The organism is Polaromonas sp. P3_A5 (assembly GCF_056403055.1).
Genome location: NZ_JBFUGF010000002.1, coordinates 141,774 through 166,118, shown reverse-complemented (window position 1 = coordinate 166,118; position 24,345 = coordinate 141,774). Strand labels below are relative to the sequence as shown.

Below are 24,345 nucleotides of genomic sequence, written 5' to 3'. Positions count from 1 at the left end.
GGCGGTTCCGGGGTCAGGACTTTTGGCTGTTCAGGGCTTTGAAATCCCGCTCATAGCGGTGAAGGTTTTCCACGGCTTTTGAGCGCTGGGCGGGCGTGGTGCTGTTGTGCAGCTCTGCAAATCCCTGGCAAATGTCCTGGGTCAGGCGTTCGAGGTAGTCCCGATAAGCGATGTCCGGTGAGTTCAGCGTGCGTTCAAACAGTCCATTCACGGCGGCCTGCGTTTTCTCGGGTGCGCTATGGCCGTCAGCCAGCGGGCGCAGGGTTTGCAGGGCATCCTGCTGGCGCCGCAGCCTTTCCCGGTAGGACACGGCGGCGTCAAAGTGGGACGCATCGATCCGACGGCCAATGATGTCCAGCTGTTTTTCTTCCAGCCGCCCGTAAAGCATTTCGGCCCGATTCACCGCCTCTTTGTAGCGTTTTTTTCGGCTGGTTTTGGATGACTCCAGAAAGTCCTCGCGGTAGTCGGCATTGCCTTTTTCAAAACGCTGCTGCAGCTTCTTCATCTGGCTGGCGTGGAGCGTGCCCGCCAGCTTCGTCATGAGGGGTTCCGCCTCGTTCGACACCACCAGCAGCTTTCGGCGGAGGTCGGTATAGACCGCACAAGCCTTTGCTGTATCCATATCCTGCGGCATCTGGTGCTGCAGTTTTTGCAGCGTGTCGATATAGCCCGGCAGCTGGGTTTGCCGGTGCCAGGCATGCAGCCTGTCCAGGTCGGCCCTGACCTGCACGCTTTGCGTGTCGGTGAAGTCAAAATGACCGTCCAGATGCCAATACACCAGCTCAGGCGCCTGGTTGTAGGCCAGTTTCATCATCACGTTGCAGCCGGGCAGCGCCGTACCCAGCAGCGCGGCGGCAAGCACACCGATAATCCGTAAGCTGCGTACCAGCCCTGCCCCGGCGGGGGTGGCACGCTTTTCAAATCCTGTCCTTCGAAAATCCAGAGGAAACTTCATGGCAACCCCAGTTGATGTCGTCATCATGGCCGCGGGCAAAGGCACGCGGATGAAAAGCAGCTTACCCAAGGTTTTGCACCGATTGGGCGGGAAGGCTTTGCTGCAGCATGTCATCGAATGCGCTGCGTCTTTGTCAGCGCGCAAGGCGGTCGTCATTACCGGCCACGGCGCGGAGGCTGTTGAGGCCGCCTGCCGGGGCTTTGCGCAGCAGGAAGTGGGCCCGGATTCGAAGGTCAGCCTGCAATTTGCGCGGCAGGAGCCACAGCTCGGCACGGGCCATGCGGTGCAGCAGGCAATTCCCCTGCTGGCAGACGATGGCGTCACCCTGGTGCTGTCGGGCGATGTGCCGCTGACCCAGGCCGCCACCCTGCAGGCCCTGCTGGCGCAGTGCGACGGCCAGCGGCTGGCGCTGCTCACGCTCAGCATGGCCGACCCCACGGGTTATGGCCGTATCGTGCGCGCGCAAGCGCACGCCTCCGAGCCCTTGCGGGCCGGCACCGAAGCCTCGGCCCAGGTACGCGCCATCGTCGAGCATAAAGATGCGACACCTGCCCAGCGCGAGATCCGTGAAATCTACAGCGGCATCATGGCCGTCCCCACGCGCCTGCTGCGTGCCTGGCTTTCCCGGCTGGACAATCAAAATGCCCAAGGCGAGTATTACCTCACCGACATCGTCAAGTTTGCGGTGGCGGACGGCGTGGCCGTTGTGGCGCAGCAGATCACCGACGCGGCCCAGGTGGCCGGCGTGAACAGCCCGGTGCAACTGGCCGAACTGGAACGCGTGTACCAAAGCCGCCTGGCAATGGCTCTGATGGAGCAAGGCGTGCGGCTGGCGGATCCGGCGCGGCTCGATGTGCGCGGCACGCTTCGCTGCGGCCAGGATGTGGAAGTCGACGTGAATTGCGTGTTCGAAGGCCAGGTCACGCTGGGCGATGGTGTGCGCATAGGCGCCAACTGCGTGATTGCCAACTGCACCATTGCCGCCGGCGCCGTGATCCATCCCTTCACCCATATCGACGGCGAGAAGCTGGGTGTAGAGATTGGCGAGGGTGCACTGATCGGGCCCTTTGCCCGACTGCGGCCCGGCGCGCAGCTGGGCGCCGAGGTGCACATCGGCAATTTTGTGGAAGTCAAAAACGCCACCCTGGCCAAGGGCGCCAAAGCCAACCACCTGGCTTACCTGGGCGACGCGACGGTGGGCGAGCGCGTGAACTACGGCGCCGGCAGCATCACCGCCAACTACGACGGCGCCAACAAGCACCGCACGGTCATTGAAGCCGACGTGCACATCGGCAGCAACTGCGTCCTGGTGGCACCCGTCACCATAGGCGCGGGCGGCACGGTGGGCGGAGGGTCGACCATTACCAAGAGCACACCGCCGGATTCGTTGAGTGTGGCGCGGGGCAAGCAGGTCAGTTTGCCTAACTGGAAGAGGCCGGTGAAGGTGGTTAAGGGGTAGGTCTTTGCTTATCCGGGCAGAGCCTTGTCTTGGCTGTTCTTGCTCAGGGTTAGGCGCTTTCGTCTGAGGGTAGCTGGCCGGGCAACCCCCGGCCAGCTACCCTCAGCAAAAAGCGCGGCCATCAAATCAACACAAACTCACCCCTTCACCCGATTCACCAAAAACACCCCAAAAATCGCCAACGCCCCACCGGCCAGCAAACTGACACTCAAGGGTTCCCCCAGAATCAGCCAACCGAGCAGCACGCCAAACACCGGCACCAGGTTGTTGAACACCACGGTGCGTGCCGCGCCCAGTTGGCGTATGCCTTCGTAGTACCAGACAAAAGCCACCGCGGTGCCGAGCACGCCGAGAAACGCCAGGCCGGTCCACACCTCAGGGGTGAATGATTCGGCATGTACGCTGGCGATGTCGCGCAGGGCCAGCAGGCCCAGGAACAGCGTGCCCCAGATGGCGGCCCAGAGCGTGGCCAGCACGGGTGACAGGCCCTGCAACAGCTTGCGGCCCAGCAGGGTGTACACCGCCCAGGCGCACACCGCGCCAAACATCGACAGCTCACCTTTGCCGAGCGACTGCGCGATTTGCGAAAGGTCGCCGCGTGTGACGACGATCCACACGCCCAGCAAGGCCAGGGCCACGCCCAGCCAGCGCACTGGCGAAAGCCGGTCGCCCAGGAATGCGGCGGCCAGCAGCAGTGTGACCACCGGGTTCAGGGCAATGATGAGTGAGGTGCGGCCTGCCGGCAGCACGGAAAGCGCCGTGAAGAACAACAGGTTGTAAATAAAGATACCGGTGGCGCCCAGCGCCATTGTGCCCAGCAGCTGGCGGCGCGACAGCGTCGTGAGTGCGCGCAGGCCTTCGGTGAAATGCAGCGCCACCAGCAGGGCCAGCGTGGCAAACACAAAGCGTATGAAACCTGCCGTGGCGGGCGGCAGGTGGGCGGAGATGACGCGCCCGGCAATGAAGGTGCCGCCCCAGAGAAAGGGCACGCAGGTCAGGCGCAGGTACAGGCCCAGAAGGCTTTTACCAGCCGGTGGAGTCGTAGGAGCGATGCCGGGCAAGGGGGCTGCGGTGGAGGATGCGGCGGTGGCTGTAGCGGTCATGCGGTTTTTGTTGGAAAAAAGGCTGGCATCAGTTAGATTGATGCATGAGATTAACTGCAATTTGGCTCACCATCAAATGAGTGTTTGCTCATCATCGCCTGCATGCAGCCTTAACTTTTTTTGAACCGGCCATGACACTCGCCCAACTTGAAGTCCTGATCACCCTCGATGAATGCCGCAGCTTTTCACGCGCGGCCATGCGGCTGGGCACGACGCAATCGGCCGTCAGCCATGCGCTGCGCGCGCTCGAAACGCAGTTCGGCGTCAAGCTCGCGCAACGCGACGCTTCCGGCGTGGCCATGACGGATGCCGGTGAGCGGCTGTTGCTGCGCGCCCGCGAAATGACCGCCCTGGCCGCCACCATGACGCAGGAGCTCGGCGACGCCCGTGAGCTGAAAACCGGCACGCTGCGCATCGGCTCGTTTGGGCCCACGTCCACCGTCAATCTGTTGCCGCCACTGTTGGCGGCATTCAAGAAGCGCCATCCGGGCGCGCAGGTGCGCATTGAAGAGGAAAGCGACGAAGTGGTGGACGACTGGCTGCTGCAAAAGCGGGTGGAACTCGGTTTTGTCGTTGTGCCCGACGAGCGCTTTGAGGTGCTGCCGCTGGTGCAGGACGAGTTTGTCGCCATCCTGCCGGCCAAACACCCACTGGCCAAACACAAGGCCGTGCCGGTTACCGCTCTGACGGGGCTGGACTTTGTGCTGACGGAGGCCGGCTGCGGGCCGGTCATTGTGCCCATCCTGCAGAAAAACATCGCGCTGCCCAAGGTGCTGTATCACTTCACGCAGATCATTTCCATCCTGCAATTTGTGCAACAGGGTTTGGCGGTATCGGTAGCTGCCCGCCTCGCGCTGCCCGACGCACCCAGGGGCGTGGTGTACCGGCCCCTGTCACCGCCGCAGCCGCGCACGGTCGGCCTGGCCTGCCTGGATGTGGCCAAACTCTCGCCGCTGGCACGCGCCTTCTGGAACACTGCCCGTGAAGGGGCCAGGGTGCACTGAGTCAGTTTGCTACTTATTTGATAGCTGCTTGCGCTTGTCCTGATTGGATTTCAGCCGGTTTCTTTCTAAATCAATGAGGGTTGCATAGGGGCTTTTCTGCCGGCTTGCCCGGCACCGCGCCGCCGGTGCTCACGAGTGGGCCCATCAAGTACCATCAGCCCATTCCGCAGGCTGGCGCGCGACATCGCAGCACGGAAAACAACAGGGAGGCCGGGGTCATGATTATCTGGAGCATTGTTTGGGGTGCCGTGCTGGGCTGGTTCTGGCCGGGCTATGGCGATTTCGGTGTTTTTCTGGGAGGCTTCCTCGGTTTGTTCGCCGGCCTTTCCTTGCGCTGGGCCGTGCGCGCTGAAGTCGAGGCCGCGCACAAAAAGCATGCGGCGCAGGTCAAGGCGGCGACAGCACGAGCACAACATCCGCCTGCCGCACCGGGTGGCAGCATCCAGGCCACGGAGGATGACGACGGCTTCAAGGACTTTGAGAACACCTCTCCCTTGCCTGTTGCATCATTGCCCGCACAGCCCGCACCTGCTGCGCTGCAAACCATGGCACCGGCGGCTGCCAGTGCGCTCAGCGCCGTCAGCAACGAAGAGGCATCTTCGCAAGAAGACCTGGCCCCGAACGGCTTGCCGCGCGCTCAGGCTGCGCCCGCCGCTCGGCCTGCTTACAAGCCGGCCGAGCCCAATGCCATCGAGCTGGCGCTGATTGCCGGCAAGAACTGGTTCCTGGGCGGCAACACCATCGTGCGAGTCGGGCTGGTCATTCTGTTTATTGGCCTGTCGTTCCTGGCGCGCTACGCGGCATCGGCCGGGCTCTTCCCGGTGGAGTTTCGCCTGACGGCCATCGCTGCCGCGGCGATCGCGCTGCTGGCCGTGGGTTTTCGCAAGCGCACGGAAAAGCCCGGCTTTGCACTCGCTCTGCAGGGCGCCGGCGTGGCGGTGATGTACCTCACGGTGTTTGCGGCCTTCCGCATGTACGGCTTGCTGGAGCCGCTGCCGGCCTTTGGTTTGATGATTGTGGTGTGCGCGCTCAGCTGCGCGCTGGCATTGCTGCAGAACTCGCGTGCGCTGGCGGTGGCGGCCTTCGCCGGTGGTTTTGCCGTGCCGATTCTGCTGTCGACAGGGCAGGGTAGCCACGTCGGCCTCTTCAGCTATTACTCAGTGCTGAACCTGGCCATTCTGTTCATTGCCTGGAAGCGCTCATGGCGCATCCTGAACGTGGTGGGTTTTATCGCTACCTTCGGCGTGGCCACTGCCTGGGGTGTTCTCAAGTACACGCCAGAGCATTACGCCAGCACCCAGCCCTTCCTCATCGGCTTTGTACTGATCTATCTTTTTGCCGCCATCCTCTATGCGCGCAACACACCCACGAAGCTCGGCAACGCCGTCGACACCATGCTGGTGTTCGGCACACCGCTGGTGGGCTTCGGCCTTCAGGCCGGGCTGGTGCGCACCATGGAACTGGGCACGGCCTTTTCGGCGCTGGGCTTTGCCGCGCTGTACCTGGTGACGGCGATGGTGCTGGTGCGCCGGGCGCTGTCCAGCTACCGCCTGCTGATTGAATGCTTTATTGCCGTGGGTGTGGGTTTTGCCACGCTGGCGGTGCCGCTGGCACTCGATGCAAAGTGGACCTCGGCTGTCTGGGCGCTCGAAGGTGCGGGCGCGTTCTGGGTCGGCATGCGGCAGGCGCGCTGGATGCCGCGCGCTTTCGGCTTGCTGCTGCAGGGCGTGGCCGCCATGGCGTTTTTGGGCGGGCTTGATGACGCGGGCGCACTGGGCAACCCTGTCTCGGCCATTCCTTTCGGCAACCCGGCCTTTATCGGCGCCATGTTGATCGCGCTGCCGGCGCTGCAGCTGGCGTGGTGGCTGCGCCGGCCCCTGCCGCACAGCGAGTCTTCGTGGGCCAAGGCCTATGCCGGCGTGGAGTCGCAGCTCAGCATTCCTGTTTACCTCTACGGCTTTTTCTTCTGGTGCCTGGCCTGGTTGCTGGAAATCAACCGCCGTGTGCCCGCGCTGGAAGCAGATGCCTTTCCTCAGCAGGCCTTTAGCGACCGCACCACCGGCCTGCTGATGATGCTGGCAGTGGTGGCCAGTGCGGCCTTGTCGATGGTGCTGGGCCTGAAGAAGCAGTGGGCGGTGGCGACCTGGCCCGCGCGCATCACCGTGGGTGTGCTGGCGCTGGGTTATGTGGCGCAGGCAGGTCAAGGCTACCGCGTGCTCGCTACGCCGGCGTGGGCTGTGTGGCCGGCGGTGCTGGTGCTGCATTACTGGATGCTGCGGCAGACGGACCGCCAGGCGTTGGCGCAGGCTACGTCCACGGGCGCCTCTCAGTCGCCCTATGGTTTCCTGCACGCCGCAAGCGCGTGGCTGGTGACCTTCCTTCTTGCGGACTGCCTGTGGTCGGGTATCGGCAAGGCTGAGCTCTGGCGAACTTCCTGGGCCGGCGTGGTCCTGCTGGTCAGCGCCATCGCGGTGCTGATGCTGCTGGCGGTGTGGGCCGGGCGGGCCAACAGCGCGGCCCTGCGACAGGGCGCGAAGTGGCCGCTCAATCCGCATGCCCAGGCTTACTACTGGTATGCCGCCTTGCCGCTGTCGGTGCTGGTGTTCTGGGGGGCTCTCGCCGCCGCCGTCACTTCCTCGGGCCGCACCGCGCCGCTGCCCTATATCCCGCTGCTCAATCCGACCGATTTGACACTGGCGCTTGCGCTGGGCGCCCTGGTGTTCTGGCGCCGCGTGCTGGTGACGGCCGCGCCGCCGCCGGGCAATGCGGGCTGGGTGACCGGCCGCAATGCGCTGGTGGCTTTGGCCTTGCTGGTGTTTGTGGCGGTCAATACTGTGTGGCTGCGTATCGCCCACCATTTCTTCGGCGTGCGCTGGGACGCCGACGCGCTGTTCGGCAGCTTCGTGGTGCAAACCGGTTACGCCATTTTGTGGACGCTGCTGGCACTGAGCCTGATGGTGCTGGCGCACCGGCGCGTGCAGCGGCCGCTGTGGCTGGTGGGCGCAGGCCTGCTGGGCCTGGTGGTCGTCAAGCTGCTGCTGATTGATCTGTCGAATGCCGGCGGTGCAGAGCGCATCATCGCGTTCATCGTGGTGGGTGTGCTGATGCTGGTGGTGGGCTACTTTGCGCCGCTGCCGCCCAAGGCCGCCGTCACCGCCACTGCGCAAGATGTTTTGCCCGAAGATGCGGGCGACCTGAAGGTAACCCACTCATGAAAATCAACCAACGCTTTTTAACGCTGGCGCTGTCCGCCGGACTCGCAACCCCGCTGCTGGTGCAGGCCGCCGACGCCGCGGATGCCGGCAGCGCCAAATCGTATGCCGTTCGCATACCTGTGACGCTGGCGCCTGACGCGCCATTGCAGCGGCTGGTGGTGCCCGCCGAAGCCCTGGTGCGGCTGCAAAGCGCCGGTTATGCCGACATACGCCTCTTCAACGCGGCGGGCCAGCCGGTGCCCATGGCGCTGGCCAATGTCGCCGCGGAAACGGCGACGCAGGAGCAGCAGGTCAAGCTCACGGCGTACCCCATTCTGGGTGCCGCAGGCGCTGCCGGCCTGGAAGGCCTGTCGTTGCGCATTGAAGAGCGGCAGGGCCGGCGCGTGGTGCAGCTCAACACGGGCAGTGGCGCAAACACCGCGGGTGCAGCTTCATCGCAAAAAGTGCTGGGCGCGCTGCTCGACACGCGCAGCGTCAATGCGCCTGCCGCCCGCATGACGCTGGACGCCGACCTGCCGGTCGGCCAGCCAGTCAGCTTTAATGTGCAGGCCAGCAAGGACCTGAAGAACTGGCGGCCCCTGGCCGACACCGTGCTGTACCGCGCCGATGCTTCTGCCAAAGCCGCGAGCCTGGGCGACAACAGCCTTGCGCTTTCCATGGCGGATTTGAAAGACCAGTACCTGCGCATCACCTGGGGCGACGCCGCCGTCACCCTGCGCGGCGCCACGCTGGTCACGTCCCGCAGCACGGCCCTGCGCCAGCGTGTGGGCGCCACCATGACCACGCCGGTGCTGACGAATCCCCATGAGCTGACTTTTGCGTTGCCCTTTGCCACGCCTGTTGCCGCTTTAAAGATCACGCCGCAAGGCAGCAATGTGCTGGTGCCCATCCGCGTGCTGGGCCGTAATGACCGCAACCAGCCTTGGGCCCTGCTGGCCAGCGCCGTGGTCTACCGGATGACAACCGCGGGCAAAGAACAAACCAGCGGGCCGGTCGAATTGCAGGGCTCATCAGTGCGCGAAATGAAGATCGAGGCCGATCTCAAAACGCCGGGGTTTGCCGCCGCGCCTGAAATCGTCCTGCAGTTCGAACCGGCGCAGCTCATCTTTCTGGCCAGCGGGCAGGGCCCTTTCACCCTGGCAGCGGGCCTGGCCAGCGCAACGGGGGCAGCAGGCGCTTTTCTGCCCATGGCCAGCCTGATTCCCGGCTACAAGGCGCAGCAGGAAAACTCGCTGCCTGTCGCCCAGGCCGACGTGTCCAAAGCAGACGTCACCGGTGGCAGTGCCGGTGCGGCCGGCCCGCTGGTGGCGGCGCAGCCCCCCAGCCAGGGCATGCCGACACGCAGCCTGGTGCTGTGGGGCGTCTTGCTGGCGGGTGCCCTGGCGCTGGGGCTGATGGCGTGGGTGCTGCTCAGGCAAACCCGGCAAGGCCCCGGACCGGCCCCATAAGGTCTTCCGGCTGGTGGCGGGTGCTGGCGGGGCTGCTGATACGCTATTGTTTTGATAGCTGCTCGCGCCGGTTCTTATTGGGCTAGGAGCACTTTTGGTTCAAATTTTGCGCGTTTGGTGCTGAAAAACGCCTTCACGTTGCGCACATTTGCATCGCTGGTAAAAAGCCGCTGCGCCAGCGCCAGGTAGCGCGGCATGTCGGCCACATGCACCACCAGCATGAAGTCCGGCCCCGGTGAGACGCGGTAGCACTGCTGCACTGCTTCGTCCTGCACCACCCGCGCCTCAAACGCCTCCTGCTGCTCGGCGCTCTGACGATCCAGCGTGATTTCGACCAGGGCCGTCAGCCCGTGGCCGGAGAGGGCGGCCAGCTTGTCGGGGCTGAGCAGCGCGATTTCACGCTCCACCAGCCCGGCATCGCGCAGGCGTTTCACGCGGCGCAAGCAGGTCGGCGGCGAGATATGGACGCGTTCGGCCAGCGCCTGGTTGCTCAGCGACGCATCGGTTTGCAGGCTGTCCAGCAGTTTCAAGTCGGTGTCATCAATGATTATTTGTTCCATTAATGAAATATAAATGAAATTTAATTTAACTTAATGCAAATGGTGAAATTAAATTCCATTTAGTTTGAAAAATAGATCACATTAGAAAATTGTAAGTACGTAGCATCACCGCATTAACCTTCAGGAGACCTTCATGTGCGGCATTGTTGCTTCCGTTTCGACCCGAAATATCGTTCCCATCCTGGTGCAGGGTTTGCAGCGCCTCGAATACCGCGGTTATGACTCCTGCGGCGTCGCCGTGTACGCCGGCGGCCTGAAGCGCGCTCGCAGCACCTCGCGTGTGGCCGAACTGCAGGAGCAGGTGAGCGCTGACAAACTCGAAGGTGGCACCGGCATTGCGCACACCCGCTGGGCCACCCACGGCGCGCCCGCAGTGCACAACGCCCACCCCCATTTCAGCCACGGCAGCGGCGCGGGCGCCACGGCGCGCGCAGGCAAGGTCGCGTTGGTGCACAACGGCATCATCGAAAACTACGAAGAGCTGCGCACCGGCCTCAAGGCCAAGGGCTATGTCTTCGACAGCCAGACCGACACCGAAGTCATCGTGCATTTGATGGACAGCCTGTACGACGGCGATTTGTTCGAAGCCCTCAAGGCCACCGTCGCGCAACTGCACGGCGCGTATGCGATTGCGGCCTTCTGCAAGGACGAGCCGCACCGCGTCGTCGGCGCGCGCGCCGGCTCGCCGCTGATCCTGGGCGTGGGCAAGGACAAGACCGAGAACTTCCTGGCCAGCGACGCCATGGCCCTGGCCGGCGTGACGGACCAGATCGTTTACCTCGAAGAAGGCGACATGGTCGACATCCAGCTCGGCAAATACTGGGTGCTCAACAAAGAAGGCAAGGCGGTCCAACGCGAAGTCAAAACCGTGCACGCCCACAGCGGTGCCGCAGAGCTGGGCCCGTATCGCCACTACATGCAAAAAGAAATCTTCGAGCAGCCGCGGGCCATTGCCGACACGCTCGAAGGCGTCGAAGGCATCGTTCCCGAGCTGTTCGGCGACGAGGCTTACCGCGTGTTCAAGGATGTTGACTCGGTGCTCATCCTGGCGTGCGGCACCAGCTACTACAGCGGCTGCGCGGCCAAATACTGGCTCGAGTCCATTGCCGGCATCCCCACACAAGTCGAAGTGGCCAGCGAATACCGCTACCGTACATCGGTACCCAACCCGAAATCACTCGTCGTCACCATCACCCAGAGCGGCGAAACAGCCGACACGCTGGCCGCACTGCGCCACGCCCAAAGCCTGGGCATGACGCAGACCCTGACCATCTGCAATGTGTCAACGTCGGCCATGGTGCGCGAATGCAAGCTCGCCTACATCACGCGCGCCGGCGTCGAGATCGGCGTCGCCTCCACCAAGGCCTTCACCACGCAACTGGCAGGCCTCTTCCTGCTCACGCTGGCCCTGGCCCAAAGCAAAGGCAAGCTCAGCGAGGAAGAAGAAGCCGGCCATCTCAAAGCCATGCGCCACCTGCCCGCCGCCCTGCAAGCCGTGCTGGCGCTCGAGCCGCAAGTCATCAGCTGGGCCGAAGATTTCGCAAAAATGGAAAACGCACTCTTCCTCGGCCGTGGCCTGCATTACCCCATCGCACTCGAAGGCGCCCTCAAGCTCAAAGAGATCAGCTACATCCACGCAGAGGCCTACCCCGCAGGCGAACTCAAACACGGCCCCCTGGCTTTGGTCACCAGCGAGATGCCCGTCGTCTGCGTCGCGCCCAACGATGCGCTGCTCGAAAAACTCAAAAGCAACATGCAGGAAGTCCGCGCCCGCGGCGGCGTCCTTTATGTACTGGCAGACGCAGACAGCCACATCGAAAGCGGCGAAGGCCTGCACGTCATCCGCATGCCCGAACACTACGGCGCGTTGAGCCCACTGCTGCACGTGGTGCCGCTGCAGTTGCTGGCGTATCACACGGCTGTGGCGCGCGGGACGGATGTTGATAAACCTCGAAATCTTGCAAAGAGCGTGACCGTCGAATGACAGTCACAGTGCTTGTGAGCGCTAATCGCCATTACATTGGGTCAAGTAGCAACGCAACTCAACACCGAGTCAGCCTGCGAGCACGAGGCTCGCCACCTGAACAAACCAGCTGACGCCCAATGGCAATACCTCGTCGTTGAAGTCGTAGCTGGGATGGTGCAATGAGGGGGTGTCTTCGCGCCCTGGGCCGGGGCCCTGGCCCAGCCACAGGTAGGCGCCGGGCCTGGCTTTCAGCATGAATGCGAAATCCTCTGACGTGAACGCCGCCGAGGGCGCCACTGAAGCCCGCAGGCCCGCGGCTTCTGCGGCGCGCAGGGCCAGCGATGCCTCTTGCGGCGTGTTGATGGTGGCCGGGTAGTAGCGCACGTACTCCACTTCGATCATGGTGCCCGTGGCCTGAGCCACGCCCTGCGCGATCTGCCGGATGGCCGCTTCGATGGTGTCCTGGACGCCGGCGTCGAAGCTGCGCACCGTGCCCGTCAGCTCGACCGCGGAAGGCAGCACGTTGTGCGACTGGCCGCCGCTGATGCGCGTGACCGAGAGCACCGCATTCTCGGTGGGCGGAATGCGGCGCGACGTGATGGTGTGCAGCTGGCTGACCAGCTCGCTCGCGGCAAGCACCGCGTCGGGCGTGCGATGCGGCTGGGCCGCGTGGCCGCCCCGGCCCCGTACCACGATGTCAAAGCGATCCGCCGCCGCCATGATGGCGCCCGGCCGCGTCTGGGCGGTGCCGGCGGGCAGCTCCGGCCAGTTGTGCAGGGCGTAGACCGCATCGCAAGGGAAGCGGTCGAAGAGCCCTTCCTGGACCATCACGCGTGCGCCGCCCCGGCCTTCTTCGGCGGGCTGGAAGATGAAGTTGACGGTGCCGTTGAAGCGGCGGGTGCGTGCCAGCTGGCGTGCCGCGCCCAGCAGCATGGCGGTGTGCCCGTCGTGCCCACAGCCGTGGTGGACGCCGGGGAAGCGGCTGACGTAGGGCCGTTCGCCTTGCTCAAGAATGGGCAGCGCGTCCATGTCGGCACGCAGTCCCACGCTGCGCTGTCCGCTGCCGGCGCGCAGCACACCGACAACACCGGTGCCGCCTATGCCCTCATGCACCTCCAGCCCCAGGTCGCGCAGGGCCGATGCGACGATGCCAGCCGTACGGTGTTCCTTGAACGCAAGCTCCGGGTGCGCGTGCAGGTCGCGCCGCAGCGCCACCAGTTCGGGCAGCAGGTCCGCGATTTCCTGCCTTATGGTCGGGCTCAGCATGCCGTTCGCGCCTGGCCGGCGGTCGTCAGGTACTGCCCCGGTGTCATGCCGAACACGTTCTTGAAATGCCGTGAGAGATGGCTCTGGTCATAAAAGCCCGCCTCGCTCGCCGCGCTGGCGACCGGCATCCCCTGCCGGATCAGTGTTTGGGCGCGTGCCAGGCGGAGCCGGCAGATGTAGCGATGCGGCGAAACCCCCACCTGCTGGCGAAACACAGTGGCGAAGCGCCAGATGCTGAGCCCGGCGAGATCGGCCAGCTCCGACAACGACAGCGCCTGATTGAGGTTCTCGTGGATGTGCCGCTGCACACGCTGGATCGCTGCGGCCGAGCGGGCAGGTGCCGGGATGCGGGAAGGAGGGTTCATGCTCCAAGCGTAGGCCGGCCCCACCGGAGATGGCACCGGAAACGGACTCCGGCGCAGCAGCAAATGTCGAATCGGGTCGGGCTGCAGCAAAAGCTGCGGCCCGGAACCGGCTTCGGAGTCCGCTCAGGCGTGCGGCTGCATCAGCTGCTCGATCGGATAGTAGTTCTTGACGAAAGGCGTCTTGATCACGATATAGCTGAAGTACTTTTCGATGCCGATATTGGCTTCCAGCAAGCCTTCGACGATTTCCTGGTAGTGGTTCACGCCGCGTGTAACGAACTTCAGCAGGTAATCGTAGCCGCCGCTGACCATATGGCACTCGACGATCTCGTCGATGGGCCGGATGCTCATCTCGAACTTGACGAAGTCTTCGCGCTTGTGGTCCTGCAGCGTGACCTCGGTGAACACCAGCAGCGTGTCACCCAGCTTTTCCAGCCGGATCTGCGCGCCATAACCGGCGATATAGCCAGCTTGCTCCAGCCGCTTGACGCGGACCAGGCAGGGGCTAGGCGACAGGCCGACGGCGTCGGCGATCTCAACGTTGGAGGCCCGCCCGTTTTTTTGCAGGTGGCACAGGATTCGCAGGTCGAGGCGGTCAAGCTTGGGATTGCCGGTGGAGGTGTTCATTGTTAACTCCATTTAAGCAAGTTCCACGCCCAAGTCAATCAGGTCAAGCCAGGGCACGCCGCACTTCGGGCTGCTCGAGCACGGTATCCAGCGTGCGGTTCAGCCGTTCGAACATCTGCTCGAACTCCGAGGGCGTGAAGCACAAGGCGGGCGCGAAGCCCAGGATGCCATCGCCGAAAGCGCGGAAGATGAGGCCATTTTCATAGGCCGCTTTGGCGATGCGGTCGGGCAGTTGCAGTGCGGGGTCGAAGCTGGCTTTGGTGTATTTGTCGCTCACCAGTTCCAGCGCGCCGAGCAGCCCGCGTGAGCGCGCGTCGCCCACCAGCGGATGGCGCAGCATGGCGCGCAATCCCGCTTCGAAATGAGACGCGACGCGCTGGCCGTTGGCGAGGATGCCGCCCTCTTCGTAAAGCCGTATGACTTCCAGCGCCACGGCGGCGCTCACCGGGTGTGCGGAGTAGGTGGCGCCGTGGCCCACCACGGCGCCGGCCGGGGTGCCGTCGGCAATGCCGGCGTACACACGCTCGGACATTAGCAACGCACCCATGGGTGCATAGCCAGAGGTCAGCCCCTTGGCGACCGTCATCAGGTCCGGCGACACACCCTCGGCGTCGCAGGCGAACATCGGGCCGGTACGGCCGAAGCCGGTGATCACCTCGTCGGCCACGAACAGGATGTCCAGCTCGCGGCAAGCCTGGTGCATGGCCTTGAGCCAGCCCATGGGCGGCACAATCACGCCGCCCGAACCTTGAATGGGTTCGCAGAAGAAGGCCGCGACGTTTTCCGCGCCCAGCGCGTTGACCTTCTCGCGCAGCGCGGCCACCGAGGCCGCGATCACCGCTTGCGCATCACCGCCCACGGGGCTGCGGTAGGGGTAGGGCGAGGGGATGTAGTGTTGTTCGGGGCGCGGCAGGTCGAAGCCACGGTGGAAGGCGGGCAGGGCCGTCAGGCCGGCGCCGGTCGAGGACGAGCCGTGGTAGCCGCGCTGCAGCGCGATGAAGTGCTTCTTGCTCGGCCGGCCCGTGGCGTTGTAGTACTGCACGATGAGGCGCACGGCCGCATCAATCGCCTCGGAGCCACCCAGCGTCAGGTACACGTGCTTCAGCCCAGGCGGAGAAATCTCCACGAGCTTGGCGGCCAGGCGGATGGCTGGTTCGCTGGCATAGCTGAAATAACCCGTTGCGTAGGGCAGTTCGCGCATCTGGCGCGCGGCGGCTTCCACGACGCTTTCGTGGCCGTAGCCGATGTTGACGCACCAGAGGCCTGCAAAAGCATCCAGCAGTTCGCGGCCATCGGCGTCGCGCAGCCAGGCGCCCTTGCCGGAGCGCAGCACCGTGGCACCGCGCTGCTCATGGCCGCGCCAGTTGGCCACGGGGTGGATCAGGTGGGCGCGGTCGAGCGCCACAAGCGAATCGAGTGAAAGGGTTTTGGTGGACATCATGGGTACAAGCTTAGGCGTGGGTGCGCAGCGGGTGCTGCGGCTTGCCCCCTTGCGCGCGCACGACCATGCTGTTGTTCGTGCGCGTACGGTAGAAGATTCTGCGGTCAGGCTGCTTGATTCGTATGAGTTCGCGGCCCCGGCCAGCCCCGGGATGGCGGGCTCAGTACCCGCGTGAGCGGTCCACCACGCCTTCGAGCGGCAGGCCGGCCTCATATCGCCGCAGGTTGTCCAGCAGCGCTTCGGCCGCGGTCTCGGCCTGGGTGGCGCTCGCGATGTGGGGCGTGAGCCAGATGCGCGGATGGTTCCAGAACGGGTGGCCCTGCACGGGCGGCTCCGGCTCGCAGACGTCCAGGACCGCGGCCGAGAGCCGCCCGCTTTCCAGCGCGGCCAGCAGGTCCGCCTCCACCAAGTGGCGGCCGCGTGCGGCGTTGACCACGCAGGCGCCTTCCGGCAGTGCCTCAAACACGCGGCGTCCGAGAATGCCGCGTGTTTCGGGCGTGAGCGGCAGCAGGCATACCAGGATGTCGGTGCGGGCCAGGAAATCGTCCAGCTCCGCCTCGCCGCTGTAGCAGCGCACGCCAGGCTCGCCGCGCCGCGAGCGGTTCCAGCCCGTGCAGTCAAAGCCGAGCAGCCGCAGCTGCGCAAGCGCCGCGCGCCCCAGCATGCCCATGCCCATCACGCCTACGCGCCGTGTGGAGGCGGGCCGCACAGCGTGCTCCTTCCATTGGCCCAGGCTTTGCTGCCGCAGGTACATCGGCATCTCCCGGTGCAGCGACAGCACCGCCCAGCTGACGTATTCACACATGCAGGCCGTCAGGCCCGGCTCCACCATCCGCACGACAGTCAGTTCCGGCGGCAGCGCCGCGAAATCGAACTGGTCCACGCCGGCGCCCACCGAGAACAGCACCTCCAGGTTGGGAAGGGCCTCGGCGATGCGCGGCGGCGGCTCCCAGGCCGCAAGAAAGCGCACCTGCGCCGGATCGCTAATCTCGGGCCAGGTCTGGAACGGCAGCTGCGGCATCCTGCGCGCGAACTGCTCAGCCCACACGGCCCCGCGCTGCGCGGGACCTTTATATAGGAAAGTCATCTTTTCTCCAGGAAGCCGCATACGACCCGCAATACGTTATAGCCAGTGGCCAGTGGCCAGTGGCCGATACAAGTGCACGCGCGGAACCGGCTTCGCCGGGCCGCAGAGTGCGCCCCCTGAGGGGGGAGCAGGCTACACGAAGTGAGCCTGAACGGGGGTGGGCCATCAACCCATAGCTTGAGTAACCAGCGCCCAGCCGCCGACCGCCGGGCCTCGTGCCAGCGGGCCGTTGCGCACCATGGTCGTGACCGTGTCCACGCGGGGCAGGCCCTGCGCTTCCAGCCATTCAGGCAGGCCGCTGGCGGCGTCGACATCGATGCGCAGGAACTTGCCGGCAAAGCGGCTGCACCAGTGGCCGATGAGCGCCTGCGCGCTGGTGAGGTCGGGTGCCACGACGGGACCGATGGCATGGCCGCGCCCGAAGCGCCGCACGACGGAAAAACCCACGGCTTCACCGCCGCGTGCCAGCACTACCGTCTCGCCGTCGGCCAGCAGCTGGCGCAGCATCGCATCGCGCGGCATGCCGGCGGAAATGGCATCCAGGGCAACGAGTGTCTTTGCGTCGTTGCGGCCCAGCGGGCGCAGCCGCTCGCCGGGCGCAAGGGCCACCAGTTGCGCCGGCGCGGCCGAACCCTGGTGCTGCCGGATTTCGCCTGTGATCTCGAAGCCCATGCGTTCATACAGGCCGCGACCTTCGGCCGTGGCGTGCAGCAGCACCGTGCGGTCTTGCAGGCCCGACATCACCGCATGCATGAGATGCTGGCCCACACGCTGGCCCTGCATGCGCGGCGACACCATCACGTGGCCTACCGTCGCGTGCTGTTTGCCCCAGGGCCAATGCAGCGCGGTACCTATCAGTTCACCGTCGCGCAACGCCGCCACGCCCTCGCCATGCGCCAGGCTGAAGCGCCAGTCTTCCAGGCGATGCGGCCACCCGAACTCGCGTGACAGCCCCTGCGCCGCCTCCAGGTCGTTCTCCTTCAGCCGGCGAAGCGTTACGCCGTCGGGCAATGGACGGCCCACTGCCGCAAGCGCGGCCTGTGGAATGGAAACGTGGTCGGGCATGGGGCTTTCCTTCAAAAACGTCAAGGGCGGTTTGGGGAAGATGATGCTCGGCGCAAGGGCCGGCGGCTTGTACGATCTTGGCGCCGGCCGCGGCCGCTGGAAGAACGGCACAAAGCGCCTGGAGGCCGCGGTACTGCGAAGGAATGCTGCGTTCGCGCCGCGCAGAACCGCAACAACTGCGGCGGATGCTGCCTAGGATTGCTCCTATCCGAACCACCGCACCGCCTGAATTATTTCTCCATCCCACCATCCACGAGGCCAACCATGATTTTCCGACCCAAGTACATCTCCTTCGATTGCTACGGCACGCTCATTTACTTTCGCATGCACGAGGTGGCCTACGGCATTGTGGGAGACCAGCTTCCGCCCGAGCGCATGCAGCAGTTCATCAAGGACTTCAGCGCCCTGCGGCTGGATGAGGCCATGGGCGACTGGAAGCCTTACGACCAGGTGCTCAAGTCGGCATGGGCGCGCACCTGCAAGCGCCACGGGGTCGCTTACCGCGACGAGGACGGCCAGAAGTTCTACGACGCGGTGCCCACCTGGGGCCCGCACACCGACGTGCCGTTTTCGCTCACCCGCGTGGGCAACAAGATCCCGCTGGTGATCCTGTCCAACGCCATGAACGAGCAGATCGACGCCAACGTCCGCAAGCTCGAAGCGCCCTTCCACAAGGTGTACACCGCGCAGGATGCAGGCGCCTACAAGCCGCGCCTGCAGGCCTTCGAGTACATGTTCGACCAGCTGGGCTGCTCGCCGGACGACATCCTGCACGTGTCCTCCAGCCCACGCTACGACCTGATGTCGGCCCACGACATGGGCATCAAGAACAAGGTGTTCGTCAACCGTGGCCACGAGCCCAAGCCCAGCGAGTTCTACAGCCATGTGGAGATCCGCGACATCAACGGGTTGCCGGCGCTGGTCGGCCTGTAATCCGGCGCACGCCCGCTTCCCACCTTCTCGCCTTCCACTTCATTCAATTGCAAAAGTACCGCTACCCATGAGCAACCTCACTTTCTTCAAGCTCGACAACCTGGGTCCCGGCCGCGAGAGCGGCCCCTTGCCCGAGCGCCTGCTCGACGGCGATCCGCGCTTCACCAACTGGGACGTGGAACAGACGGCCGACGGCAAGCTGCGCACCGGCGTGTGGGAAGTGACACCCGGCACCATCCGCTCGATCAAGGGCGGCGTCTGGGAGTACTGCCACATCCTCTCCGGCGTGTCGGAGCTGATCGAAGACGGCAAGGAACCCATCCGCATCCAGGCTGGCGACAACTTCGTCATGAAGCCGGACTACGTCGGCAAGTGGCGCTGCATTGAGACCACGCGCAAGATCTGGATCATCTACGGCTGCGCATGAGCGCGGCCCAAACTTCCATGCCCAACAATCTCCTCGTCACCTTCAAGCTCGACCAATTGGGCGAGCCGCGCGAATACCGGCCGCCGGCCGATCGTGTCATCGAAGGCGACATCGTGTGCCGCAGCTGGGACGTCGACAGCGCCAAGGACGGCAAGGTCCGCGCCGGCGTGTTCGAATCGACCCCGGGTGTCAATCGCTCCATCAAAGGCGACACCTGGGAGTTCTGCCTGATCCTGTCCGGGGTGGCGGAAATCACCGAGGACGGGCAGGCCCCGGTGACCTACCGGGCCGGCGATTGTTTCATCATGAAGCCCGGCTACACCGGCACCTGGCGCACGCTTGAAACCGTGCGCAAGGTCTGGGTCACGGCATGAGTGAGTCAGCCATGTTCGGGCTCGCGAACCAGTCCTTATTCAAGCAGACAACAATGACCCCGGAGATGATATGAAACTGACATCCTATTGGCTGGACACATCGGAGCCCTTCAAGGGCGCCACCCCGGGGCCGGTGCAGGGCAGCTGCGACGTGGCGGTGATCGGTGGCGGCCTGACCGGTGCTTCGGCCGCGCTGGCGCTTGCCAGGAAGGGCGCGCGTGTCTTGCTGCTGGAAGCGGACACGATAGGCAACGCGGCATCCGGCCGCAACGGCGGCATGTGCAACAACGGCTTCGCCCAGGACTACGGCATGATGTCGGCCAAACTCGGCAAGGACGTCGCCAACCGGCTCTACCGGGCTTTTGATGCCGGGGTCGATTTGGTCGAACGCCTGGTGGTTGAAGAGAACATCGACTGCAGCTTCGCGCGCGTCGGCAAGATCAAGCTGGCGGCCAAGCCCGAGCACTACGACAAGCTGATGCGCAGCCAGGAGTTGCTGGCCGCCACGGTGGATCCCGATACGCATATGGTGAGCCGCGCGGATCTGGCAGGTGAAGTCGGTTCGGACCGCTACTACGGTGGGCTGGTCTACCGCAAGGGTGCTGGCATGCATGTGGGGCGCTTTGTGCGCGGCCTGGCGGAAGCGGCGGCGCGGCGCGGCGCCGAAATCCACGAGCACTCGCCGATGACGGCCCTGCGGCCTGCGCCTGGCGGCGGCCACATCGTCGAAACGCCAACGGGCCGACTCCATGCCAAGCAGGTTTTCCTGGCGAGCGGAACCTCGCAGACCGGGCCGCTGGGATGGATCCGGCGCAGGATCGTGCCGGTCGGCGCCTTCCTGATCGTCACCGAACCCCTACCGAAAGAGACGCTGGACCGGCTGCTGCCAAAACGCAGGATGGCGGTCGATACCAAGAACCTGGTCAACTACTTCCGCACTACACCCGATAACCGGCTGCTCTTCGGGGGACGCGCTCGCTTTGCCGTCTCCGATCCGGCCTCGGACGAAAAAAGCGGCGCCATCCTGCGCACTGCACTGCACGAGGTATTTCCCGAACTCCGCGATGCGCGCATCGACTATTGCTGGGGCGGCATGGTCGACATGACGCGTGACCGGCTGCCACGCGCCGGCGAGCGCAACGGTATTTACTATTCCATGGGGTACAGCGGCCACGGTACCCAGATGTCAACGCTGATGGGAAGCATCATGGCGGAGGTCATGGATGGGCGCACCGACCTGAACCCCTGGAAAGACTTCACCTGGCCGGCCATCCCGGGCCACTTCGGCCCTCCCTGGTTCCTGCCGCTGGTCGGCGCCTACTACCGCCTCAAGGACAAGCTGTCCTGAAGACCGTTGAGGATCGTGGCCTTCAGGCCCGGTCCAGCTGCGCCGCGATGAGATGGAGCGGGTGCGTCCGCTTGCCCGATGACTGGCGCAAAACAATCCGGCTTGTGAACTTCCCGATGCCGATATCTTCCTGCAGCAGGCTCTCCATCAGCGCCTGGAAATGGGTGACGTTCGGCGCCACGATTTTCAGCAGGTAGTCGTAACCGCCGCTGAGGTTGTACCACTCCACGATTTCGCCGTGGCGATCCACGGCCTGCTCGAACTTGCGGAAGTCCGGAGGCCGATGGCTGCTGATCGTCACCTCGGAAAACACCACCACACAATTGCCCAGCTTCTCCAGCGCGATGTGGGCGCCATAACCGCGAATCACGCCGATTTCCTGCAGCCGCTTTGTCCGCACCAGGCACGGGCTCTGGCTCAGGCCGACGGCGTCGGCCAGCTCGACGTTCGAGCAGCGACCCTCGCGCTCGAGGTGCGCGAGGATCTTGAGGTCGAAGCGGTCGAGAGACGTTGCGGGAGTCATGGCCGGATGGTAGCGCCGGATACCGAATGCGGCTAGTGAGTACCGGCCACCCGCGCTTCAGCCAGGGATTCGTCGAGCGCCCGGATGACGAGGCCGGCCTGGTCCGCCGACAGCACAAGGGGCGGGCGGATCTTGAGTACGTTGTGTCCCATCGCGCAGGCGCTGATCAGCACGCCCTTGTCGCGCATCCGGTTGACCACCTGACTCGTCAGGCCGCGGTCCGGCGCGCGCGATGCCCGGTCTGAGACCAGTTCGACCCCGACAAACATGCCGGCACCGCGCACGTCACCGATAGCCTCGTGGCGGGCTGCCAGGGTGGCGATGCCGTCGTGAAGAATCTTGCCCACCTTGGCGGCATGCTGCACCAGACCGTCCCGCTCTATCGTGTCCAGTACCGCCAGTGCCGCCGCGCAGGAAACGGTGTTGCCCGCGAAGGTGTTGAAGTAGCGCGAGCTCTTGCCGAATTCGGCCAGCACGTCGGCGGTCGCCAGCAATCCCGCGATGGGTTGGCCGTTGCCCATCGGTTTGCCCATGGTGACGATGTCGGGCACCACGCCATGGCGCTGGAAACCCCAAAGGTGTTCGCCGGTCCGGCCGAAACCGGGTTGGACTTCGTCGGCAATGAAGAGGCCGCCCGCCCGCTTGATCGCCTCGACCGCGCGCTTCAGGAAGCCTTGCGGTCCGGGAAGGATGCCGTCGCTGGTAAACAGCGAATCGACAATCAGCGCGGCCGGCTGGATGCCGTGGCGCCGCAGGTCGGCGATGGCCGCCTCGACGTCGCGGGTGAAGCGTTCGGACAAATCGGCGCCGCCGGCGTGGTACAGGCGCGGCGCCGGCACCAGGCGCACGTGCGCGCCGAGATCGACGCTCACGCCCAGCGAGGGCGAGAACTTGGCCACCGCATCGGTGATGCCGTGGTAGGCGGTTTCGGTCACGATCATGCCGGTGCCGCCGGTGCGGACCTTCGCGATGCGATAGGCGAGGTCGTTGGCCTCGCTGCCTGTGCAGGTCAGCATCAAGTGGGCCAGGCCGGTTCCGGGCACGCTCGCGAGCAGGCGTTCGGCCAGTTCGAGAATCGTGTCGTGCAGATAGCGCGTGTTGGTCGCCAGCGTCTGCACCTGCCGGCAGATCGCCTCGGTCACCGCCGGGTGGCAATGCCCAAGCGAGGTGACGTTGTTGTAGGCGTCGAGGTAGCGGCGTCCCTCGGGGTCGATCAGCCAGGCGCCTTCGCCGCGCACGATGTGCAGCGGCCGTTCATACATGAGGCGGTAGGCCGGGCCGAGCAGGGCGTCGCGGCGCGCGATCATCTGCGCTGTGGCCGGGCCCACGTCGGCGCGGCCGGGGATATAGGCATTGACCATGTTGAGGTCGGTGGTGCTTTTCATTGGGTGGCTCCTGTTTGTACGTATGCGTGGACCCCGGCCAGCAGCCGGTCGCGTGCGGTGTCGCGGGAAAGATCGGCCATCTGGGACAAGCCTTCCCACGCCGCGGGGTTGTGCCGCATGATGTAGGCGCGGTTCTCGGGATAACGCGCGGCGCGCCATTCCGAAATCAACGCCGTGATGAGGTGTCGCGTGGCCAGGAGATCGGCAAGGACCTCCTGTTCGGCGCCGGTCAGCGGCAGCACCGCGTGATAGGCGGCCACGAACTGGGCCGGTCCCTCGAAAGGGTCGGGGTTGCCGGCCATGTGGAAGGCGGCGGCCGTCGCCACCTCGCCGACCAGCGGTGCGTGCACCATGTCGCCGAAGTCGATGATGCCGACGATGCGCGCCTGGTCGTCGGGTGCGACCAGCACGTTGTAGAGGTGGTAGTCGTTGTGGATCACCTGGGACCGCAGCGATGCCAGGCGCGGCAGCACGTGCGTCGTGAAGCGCGTCATGAAGGCCTGGGCCAGCGCGCGTTGCTTGCCTTCTACAAGGCTGTCGAGCTGTGCGCCCAGCCGATGCGCCGTGGCGACGTTCCACAGCAGGTCGTGCGCCGCGCCCGGATGCGCGAAGCCTTGCAGCGCGCGGTTCAAGCCGGCAAGCCCGGCGCCCATGGCGCGCCGCTGGGCGGCGGTGCGCACGGTCTCGCGGATCTGGATGCCGTCCAGGTAGCTCAGCATGCGCACGCGTGTCTGGACGCCCCCGGCTAGCGCGACCGTGTCGTGCGTGTGTCCTTGGAGTGTTCGCACGACGCGCGGCACCGGCTGGTCCGGTGACATGCGGGCGATGTGGTCTAGCGCCGCGATCTGGAAGTCGACGACCGCGGGGGACTCCGACGGGTTGCTGATCTTCAGGACGTAGCGAGAGCCGTCGGCCGCCTCTACCAGGCAGTTCTGGTCGCGCTCGCCCGCCAATGGCCGGGTGGAACCCTCGATGCCGTAGAGGCGGCGGACCAGGGCCTCCACTGCCGCCGGCGCGAGGTCGGGCGCGGTGGTGCTCAGCGCCGTCATAGGCCGAGCAGGCCGGGAAGCTGGCGGACGTCGGTCAAACGGCTGACACCGTAGGCGTCGGAAGTCGGTTCATGCCCGCGGTCTATGAGGGCCTTGGCCATGAAGCCCAGGTCGGAGGCCGTCATCAGGTCGTAGCGAAAGCTCGACGAGACGTGCATCATCTGGTCGGGCGCGCATCCGAGCTGGTCGAACATGTATTCGAAGGCCTGGAAGCGCGGTTTGTAGGCGCGCGCTTCCTCGGCGGTGTAGACCGCGTGGAACTTCGCCTTCAGGTGGGCGACGCTGGCCGGGATCAAATCGATCATCGAGTTCGAGAGGATCACCAGCGGCACGTGCGGCGCAATCGCCTCCAGAACCTCGACGACGTTCGGGTGCGGTTGCCAGATGGGAATGGCGTCGTACAGCGCCACGGCGTCCGACGGTTGGTAGTCGATGCCGTGGGCCTTGCATGCACGGCGGATCGAATTCTCCACAACCTCGAAGAAGGGCTTCCACTCGCCCAGGACCTCATCGAGGCGATAGGTCCGAAAGCTGTCCAGGAAGGCCGGCATACGGCCGGCCGGAACGCGGTCTTTGAACAGGCCTTTGGCGGTCGGGCCCATCTCGAAGTTGATGAGCGTGCCGTAGCAGTCGAAGCTGATGAATTTGGGTTTGAATGTCATAGAAGGATCCACGCTGTTGGGATGGATATAAGTCTATGAATTCCCCGCCTTCGGAAATGCCGCATTCACGTGCGGTGCAAGTG

23 protein-coding genes are annotated in these 24,345 nt (G+C 64.9%); 10 read left to right on the top strand and 13 right to left on the bottom strand.

Annotation, left to right across the window (positions count from 1 at the left end; all coding sequences use genetic code 11):
- Positions 1-13 precede the first annotated feature (13 nt).
- Positions 14-955 (bottom strand): DUF6279 family lipoprotein, encoded by a 942-nt coding sequence (locus tag AC1DU8_RS18240; RefSeq protein WP_477727102.1) that lies wholly within the window; start codon positions 953-955, stop codon positions 14-16.
- Here AC1DU8_RS18240 and glmU point away from each other — a divergent pair.
- A complete protein-coding gene (gene glmU, locus AC1DU8_RS18235; RefSeq protein ID WP_477689884.1) occupies positions 954-2,414 on the top strand; it encodes a bifunctional UDP-N-acetylglucosamine diphosphorylase/glucosamine-1-phosphate N-acetyltransferase GlmU in 1,461 nt (486 codons plus the stop codon). The genes AC1DU8_RS18240 and glmU overlap by 2 nt on opposite strands.
- Before the next feature lie 137 nt (positions 2,415-2,551).
- Here the strand turns inward: glmU and AC1DU8_RS18230 are convergent, their stop codons facing one another.
- Entirely contained in the window at positions 2,552-3,517 is a 966-nt protein-coding gene (locus AC1DU8_RS18230) for a DMT family transporter (RefSeq protein ID WP_477689885.1), read from the bottom strand.
- A gap of 131 nt (positions 3,518-3,648) precedes the next feature.
- Between AC1DU8_RS18230 and AC1DU8_RS18225 the strand changes: the two genes are divergently transcribed.
- From AC1DU8_RS18225 to AC1DU8_RS18215, 3 genes are all read left to right on the top strand, one after another.
- On the top strand, positions 3,649-4,521 hold the full coding sequence (locus AC1DU8_RS18225; protein ID WP_477701623.1) for a LysR family transcriptional regulator: 873 nt from the start codon (positions 3,649-3,651) through the stop codon (positions 4,519-4,521).
- A gap of 218 nt (positions 4,522-4,739) precedes the next feature.
- Positions 4,740-7,736, top strand: a complete 2,997-nt coding sequence (locus tag AC1DU8_RS18220; RefSeq protein WP_477727101.1) for a DUF2339 domain-containing protein — start codon at positions 4,740-4,742, stop codon at positions 7,734-7,736.
- Positions 7,733-9,184 (top strand): DUF3999 domain-containing protein, encoded by a 1,452-nt coding sequence (locus tag AC1DU8_RS18215; protein WP_477727100.1) that lies wholly within the window; start codon positions 7,733-7,735, stop codon positions 9,182-9,184. Before AC1DU8_RS18220 ends, AC1DU8_RS18215 begins: the two co-directional genes overlap by 4 nt.
- A 74-nt stretch (positions 9,185-9,258) precedes the next feature.
- Here the strand turns inward: AC1DU8_RS18215 and AC1DU8_RS18210 are convergent, their stop codons facing one another.
- Positions 9,259-9,744: an Lrp/AsnC family transcriptional regulator gene (locus tag AC1DU8_RS18210; protein ID WP_477689888.1), complete on the bottom strand. Its 486-nt coding sequence runs from the start codon at positions 9,742-9,744 to the stop codon at positions 9,259-9,261.
- Between the two features lie 133 nt (positions 9,745-9,877).
- Between AC1DU8_RS18210 and glmS the strand changes: the two genes are divergently transcribed.
- Positions 9,878-11,728, top strand: a complete 1,851-nt coding sequence (gene glmS, locus AC1DU8_RS18205; RefSeq protein WP_477727099.1) for a glutamine--fructose-6-phosphate transaminase (isomerizing) — start codon at positions 9,878-9,880, stop codon at positions 11,726-11,728.
- 69 nt (positions 11,729-11,797) lie between these two features.
- Here glmS and AC1DU8_RS18200 read toward each other — a convergent pair whose 3' ends face one another.
- From AC1DU8_RS18200 to AC1DU8_RS18175, 6 genes are all read right to left on the bottom strand, one after another.
- Positions 11,798-12,976 carry a M20 aminoacylase family protein gene (locus AC1DU8_RS18200; protein WP_477727098.1) on the bottom strand — a complete coding sequence of 393 codons (1,179 nt, stop codon included), beginning with the start codon at positions 12,974-12,976 and terminating at the stop codon, positions 11,798-11,800.
- Positions 12,970-13,341 (bottom strand): helix-turn-helix domain-containing protein, encoded by a 372-nt coding sequence (locus AC1DU8_RS18195; RefSeq protein WP_457282493.1) that lies wholly within the window; start codon positions 13,339-13,341, stop codon positions 12,970-12,972. Before AC1DU8_RS18195 ends, AC1DU8_RS18200 begins: the two co-directional genes overlap by 7 nt.
- 123 nt (positions 13,342-13,464) lie before the next feature.
- A complete protein-coding gene (locus tag AC1DU8_RS18190; RefSeq protein ID WP_457282494.1) occupies positions 13,465-13,968 on the bottom strand; it encodes an Lrp/AsnC family transcriptional regulator in 504 nt (167 codons plus the stop codon).
- A 43-nt stretch (positions 13,969-14,011) separates the two neighbouring features.
- Complete coding sequence (locus tag AC1DU8_RS18185) at positions 14,012-15,409, bottom strand: aspartate aminotransferase family protein (RefSeq protein ID WP_457282495.1); 1,398 nt, start codon at positions 15,407-15,409, stop codon at positions 14,012-14,014.
- 160 nt (positions 15,410-15,569) lie between these two features.
- Positions 15,570-16,496: a 2-hydroxyacid dehydrogenase gene (locus AC1DU8_RS18180; protein WP_477727097.1), complete on the bottom strand. Its 927-nt coding sequence runs from the start codon at positions 16,494-16,496 to the stop codon at positions 15,570-15,572.
- A 165-nt stretch (positions 16,497-16,661) separates the two neighbouring features.
- Positions 16,662-17,561: a GNAT family N-acetyltransferase gene (locus AC1DU8_RS18175; protein ID WP_477727096.1), complete on the bottom strand. Its 900-nt coding sequence runs from the start codon at positions 17,559-17,561 to the stop codon at positions 16,662-16,664.
- Between AC1DU8_RS18175 and AC1DU8_RS18170 the strand changes: the two genes are divergently transcribed.
- The 5 genes from AC1DU8_RS18170 (at position 17,560) to AC1DU8_RS18150 (ending at position 20,643) form a co-directional block, all read left to right on the top strand.
- The gene (locus AC1DU8_RS18170) at positions 17,560-17,757 is read left to right on the top strand and encodes a hypothetical protein (protein WP_457282498.1); all 198 of its coding nucleotides are present in this window, start codon (positions 17,560-17,562) and stop codon (positions 17,755-17,757) included. The genes AC1DU8_RS18175 and AC1DU8_RS18170 overlap by 2 nt on opposite strands.
- A 68-nt stretch (positions 17,758-17,825) precedes the next feature.
- Complete coding sequence (locus AC1DU8_RS18165) at positions 17,826-18,494, top strand: haloacid dehalogenase type II (protein ID WP_431095011.1); 669 nt, start codon at positions 17,826-17,828, stop codon at positions 18,492-18,494.
- A gap of 67 nt (positions 18,495-18,561) precedes the next feature.
- Positions 18,562-18,921, top strand: coding sequence for a cupin domain-containing protein (locus AC1DU8_RS18160; RefSeq protein WP_477727095.1), 360 nt, complete (start codon positions 18,562-18,564; stop codon positions 18,919-18,921).
- A gap of 17 nt (positions 18,922-18,938) precedes the next feature.
- Positions 18,939-19,295, top strand: coding sequence for a cupin domain-containing protein (locus AC1DU8_RS18155; RefSeq protein ID WP_457306422.1), 357 nt, complete (start codon positions 18,939-18,941; stop codon positions 19,293-19,295).
- A gap of 70 nt (positions 19,296-19,365) precedes the next feature.
- Positions 19,366-20,643, top strand: a complete 1,278-nt coding sequence (locus AC1DU8_RS18150) for an NAD(P)/FAD-dependent oxidoreductase (protein ID WP_477727094.1) — start codon at positions 19,366-19,368, stop codon at positions 20,641-20,643.
- Between the two features lie 22 nt (positions 20,644-20,665).
- Here the strand turns inward: AC1DU8_RS18150 and AC1DU8_RS18145 are convergent, their stop codons facing one another.
- Genes AC1DU8_RS18145 through AC1DU8_RS18130 form a run of 4 tightly spaced genes read right to left on the bottom strand, consistent with a single transcriptional unit; the run spans position 20,666 to position 24,262 of the window.
- Entirely contained in the window at positions 20,666-21,166 is a 501-nt protein-coding gene (locus AC1DU8_RS18145) for an Lrp/AsnC family transcriptional regulator (protein ID WP_477647631.1), read from the bottom strand.
- A gap of 32 nt (positions 21,167-21,198) precedes the next feature.
- Positions 21,199-22,551 carry an aspartate aminotransferase family protein gene (locus AC1DU8_RS18140; protein ID WP_477727093.1) on the bottom strand — a complete coding sequence of 451 codons (1,353 nt, stop codon included), beginning with the start codon at positions 22,549-22,551 and terminating at the stop codon, positions 21,199-21,201.
- Complete coding sequence (locus AC1DU8_RS18135) at positions 22,548-23,600, bottom strand: phosphotransferase (protein ID WP_477727092.1); 1,053 nt, start codon at positions 23,598-23,600, stop codon at positions 22,548-22,550. The genes AC1DU8_RS18140 and AC1DU8_RS18135 overlap by 4 nt, the downstream gene beginning before the upstream one ends.
- Complete coding sequence (locus AC1DU8_RS18130; protein WP_477727091.1) at positions 23,597-24,262, bottom strand: haloacid dehalogenase type II; 666 nt, start codon at positions 24,260-24,262, stop codon at positions 23,597-23,599. The genes AC1DU8_RS18135 and AC1DU8_RS18130 overlap by 4 nt, the downstream gene beginning before the upstream one ends.
- Positions 24,263-24,345 lie beyond the last annotated feature (83 nt).

Coding starts and splice junctions, on each gene's coding strand:
- AC1DU8_RS18180 (WP_477727097.1), bottom strand. CDS start 16,496: ATGACTTTCCTATATAAAGGTCCCGCGCAGCGCGGGGCCGTGTGGGCT.
- AC1DU8_RS18240 (WP_477727102.1), bottom strand. CDS start 955: ATGAAGTTTCCTCTGGATTTTCGAAGGACAGGATTTGAAAAGCGTGCC.
- glmU (WP_477689884.1), top strand. CDS start 954: ATGGCAACCCCAGTTGATGTCGTCATCATGGCCGCGGGCAAAGGCACG.
- AC1DU8_RS18150 (WP_477727094.1), top strand. CDS start 19,366: ATGAAACTGACATCCTATTGGCTGGACACATCGGAGCCCTTCAAGGGC.
- AC1DU8_RS18230 (WP_477689885.1), bottom strand. CDS start 3,517: ATGACCGCTACAGCCACCGCCGCATCCTCCACCGCAGCCCCCTTGCCC.
- AC1DU8_RS18210 (WP_477689888.1), bottom strand. CDS start 9,744: ATGGAACAAATAATCATTGATGACACCGACTTGAAACTGCTGGACAGC.
- AC1DU8_RS18215 (WP_477727100.1), top strand. CDS start 7,733: ATGAAAATCAACCAACGCTTTTTAACGCTGGCGCTGTCCGCCGGACTC.
- AC1DU8_RS18155 (WP_457306422.1), top strand. CDS start 18,939: ATGCCCAACAATCTCCTCGTCACCTTCAAGCTCGACCAATTGGGCGAG.
- AC1DU8_RS18160 (WP_477727095.1), top strand. CDS start 18,562: ATGAGCAACCTCACTTTCTTCAAGCTCGACAACCTGGGTCCCGGCCGC.
- glmS (WP_477727099.1), top strand. CDS start 9,878: ATGTGCGGCATTGTTGCTTCCGTTTCGACCCGAAATATCGTTCCCATC.
- AC1DU8_RS18140 (WP_477727093.1), bottom strand. CDS start 22,551: ATGAAAAGCACCACCGACCTCAACATGGTCAATGCCTATATCCCCGGC.
- AC1DU8_RS18175 (WP_477727096.1), bottom strand. CDS start 17,561: ATGCCCGACCACGTTTCCATTCCACAGGCCGCGCTTGCGGCAGTGGGC.
- AC1DU8_RS18165 (WP_431095011.1), top strand. CDS start 17,826: ATGATTTTCCGACCCAAGTACATCTCCTTCGATTGCTACGGCACGCTC.
- AC1DU8_RS18195 (WP_457282493.1), bottom strand. CDS start 13,341: ATGAACCCTCCTTCCCGCATCCCGGCACCTGCCCGCTCGGCCGCAGCG.
- AC1DU8_RS18185 (WP_457282495.1), bottom strand. CDS start 15,409: ATGATGTCCACCAAAACCCTTTCACTCGATTCGCTTGTGGCGCTCGAC.
- AC1DU8_RS18170 (WP_457282498.1), top strand. CDS start 17,560: ATGGGGCTTTCCTTCAAAAACGTCAAGGGCGGTTTGGGGAAGATGATG.
- AC1DU8_RS18190 (WP_457282494.1), bottom strand. CDS start 13,968: ATGAACACCTCCACCGGCAATCCCAAGCTTGACCGCCTCGACCTGCGA.
- AC1DU8_RS18135 (WP_477727092.1), bottom strand. CDS start 23,600: ATGACGGCGCTGAGCACCACCGCGCCCGACCTCGCGCCGGCGGCAGTG.
- AC1DU8_RS18200 (WP_477727098.1), bottom strand. CDS start 12,976: ATGCTGAGCCCGACCATAAGGCAGGAAATCGCGGACCTGCTGCCCGAA.
- AC1DU8_RS18220 (WP_477727101.1), top strand. CDS start 4,740: ATGATTATCTGGAGCATTGTTTGGGGTGCCGTGCTGGGCTGGTTCTGG.
- AC1DU8_RS18130 (WP_477727091.1), bottom strand. CDS start 24,262: ATGACATTCAAACCCAAATTCATCAGCTTCGACTGCTACGGCACGCTC.
- AC1DU8_RS18225 (WP_477701623.1), top strand. CDS start 3,649: ATGACACTCGCCCAACTTGAAGTCCTGATCACCCTCGATGAATGCCGC.
- AC1DU8_RS18145 (WP_477647631.1), bottom strand. CDS start 21,166: ATGACTCCCGCAACGTCTCTCGACCGCTTCGACCTCAAGATCCTCGCG.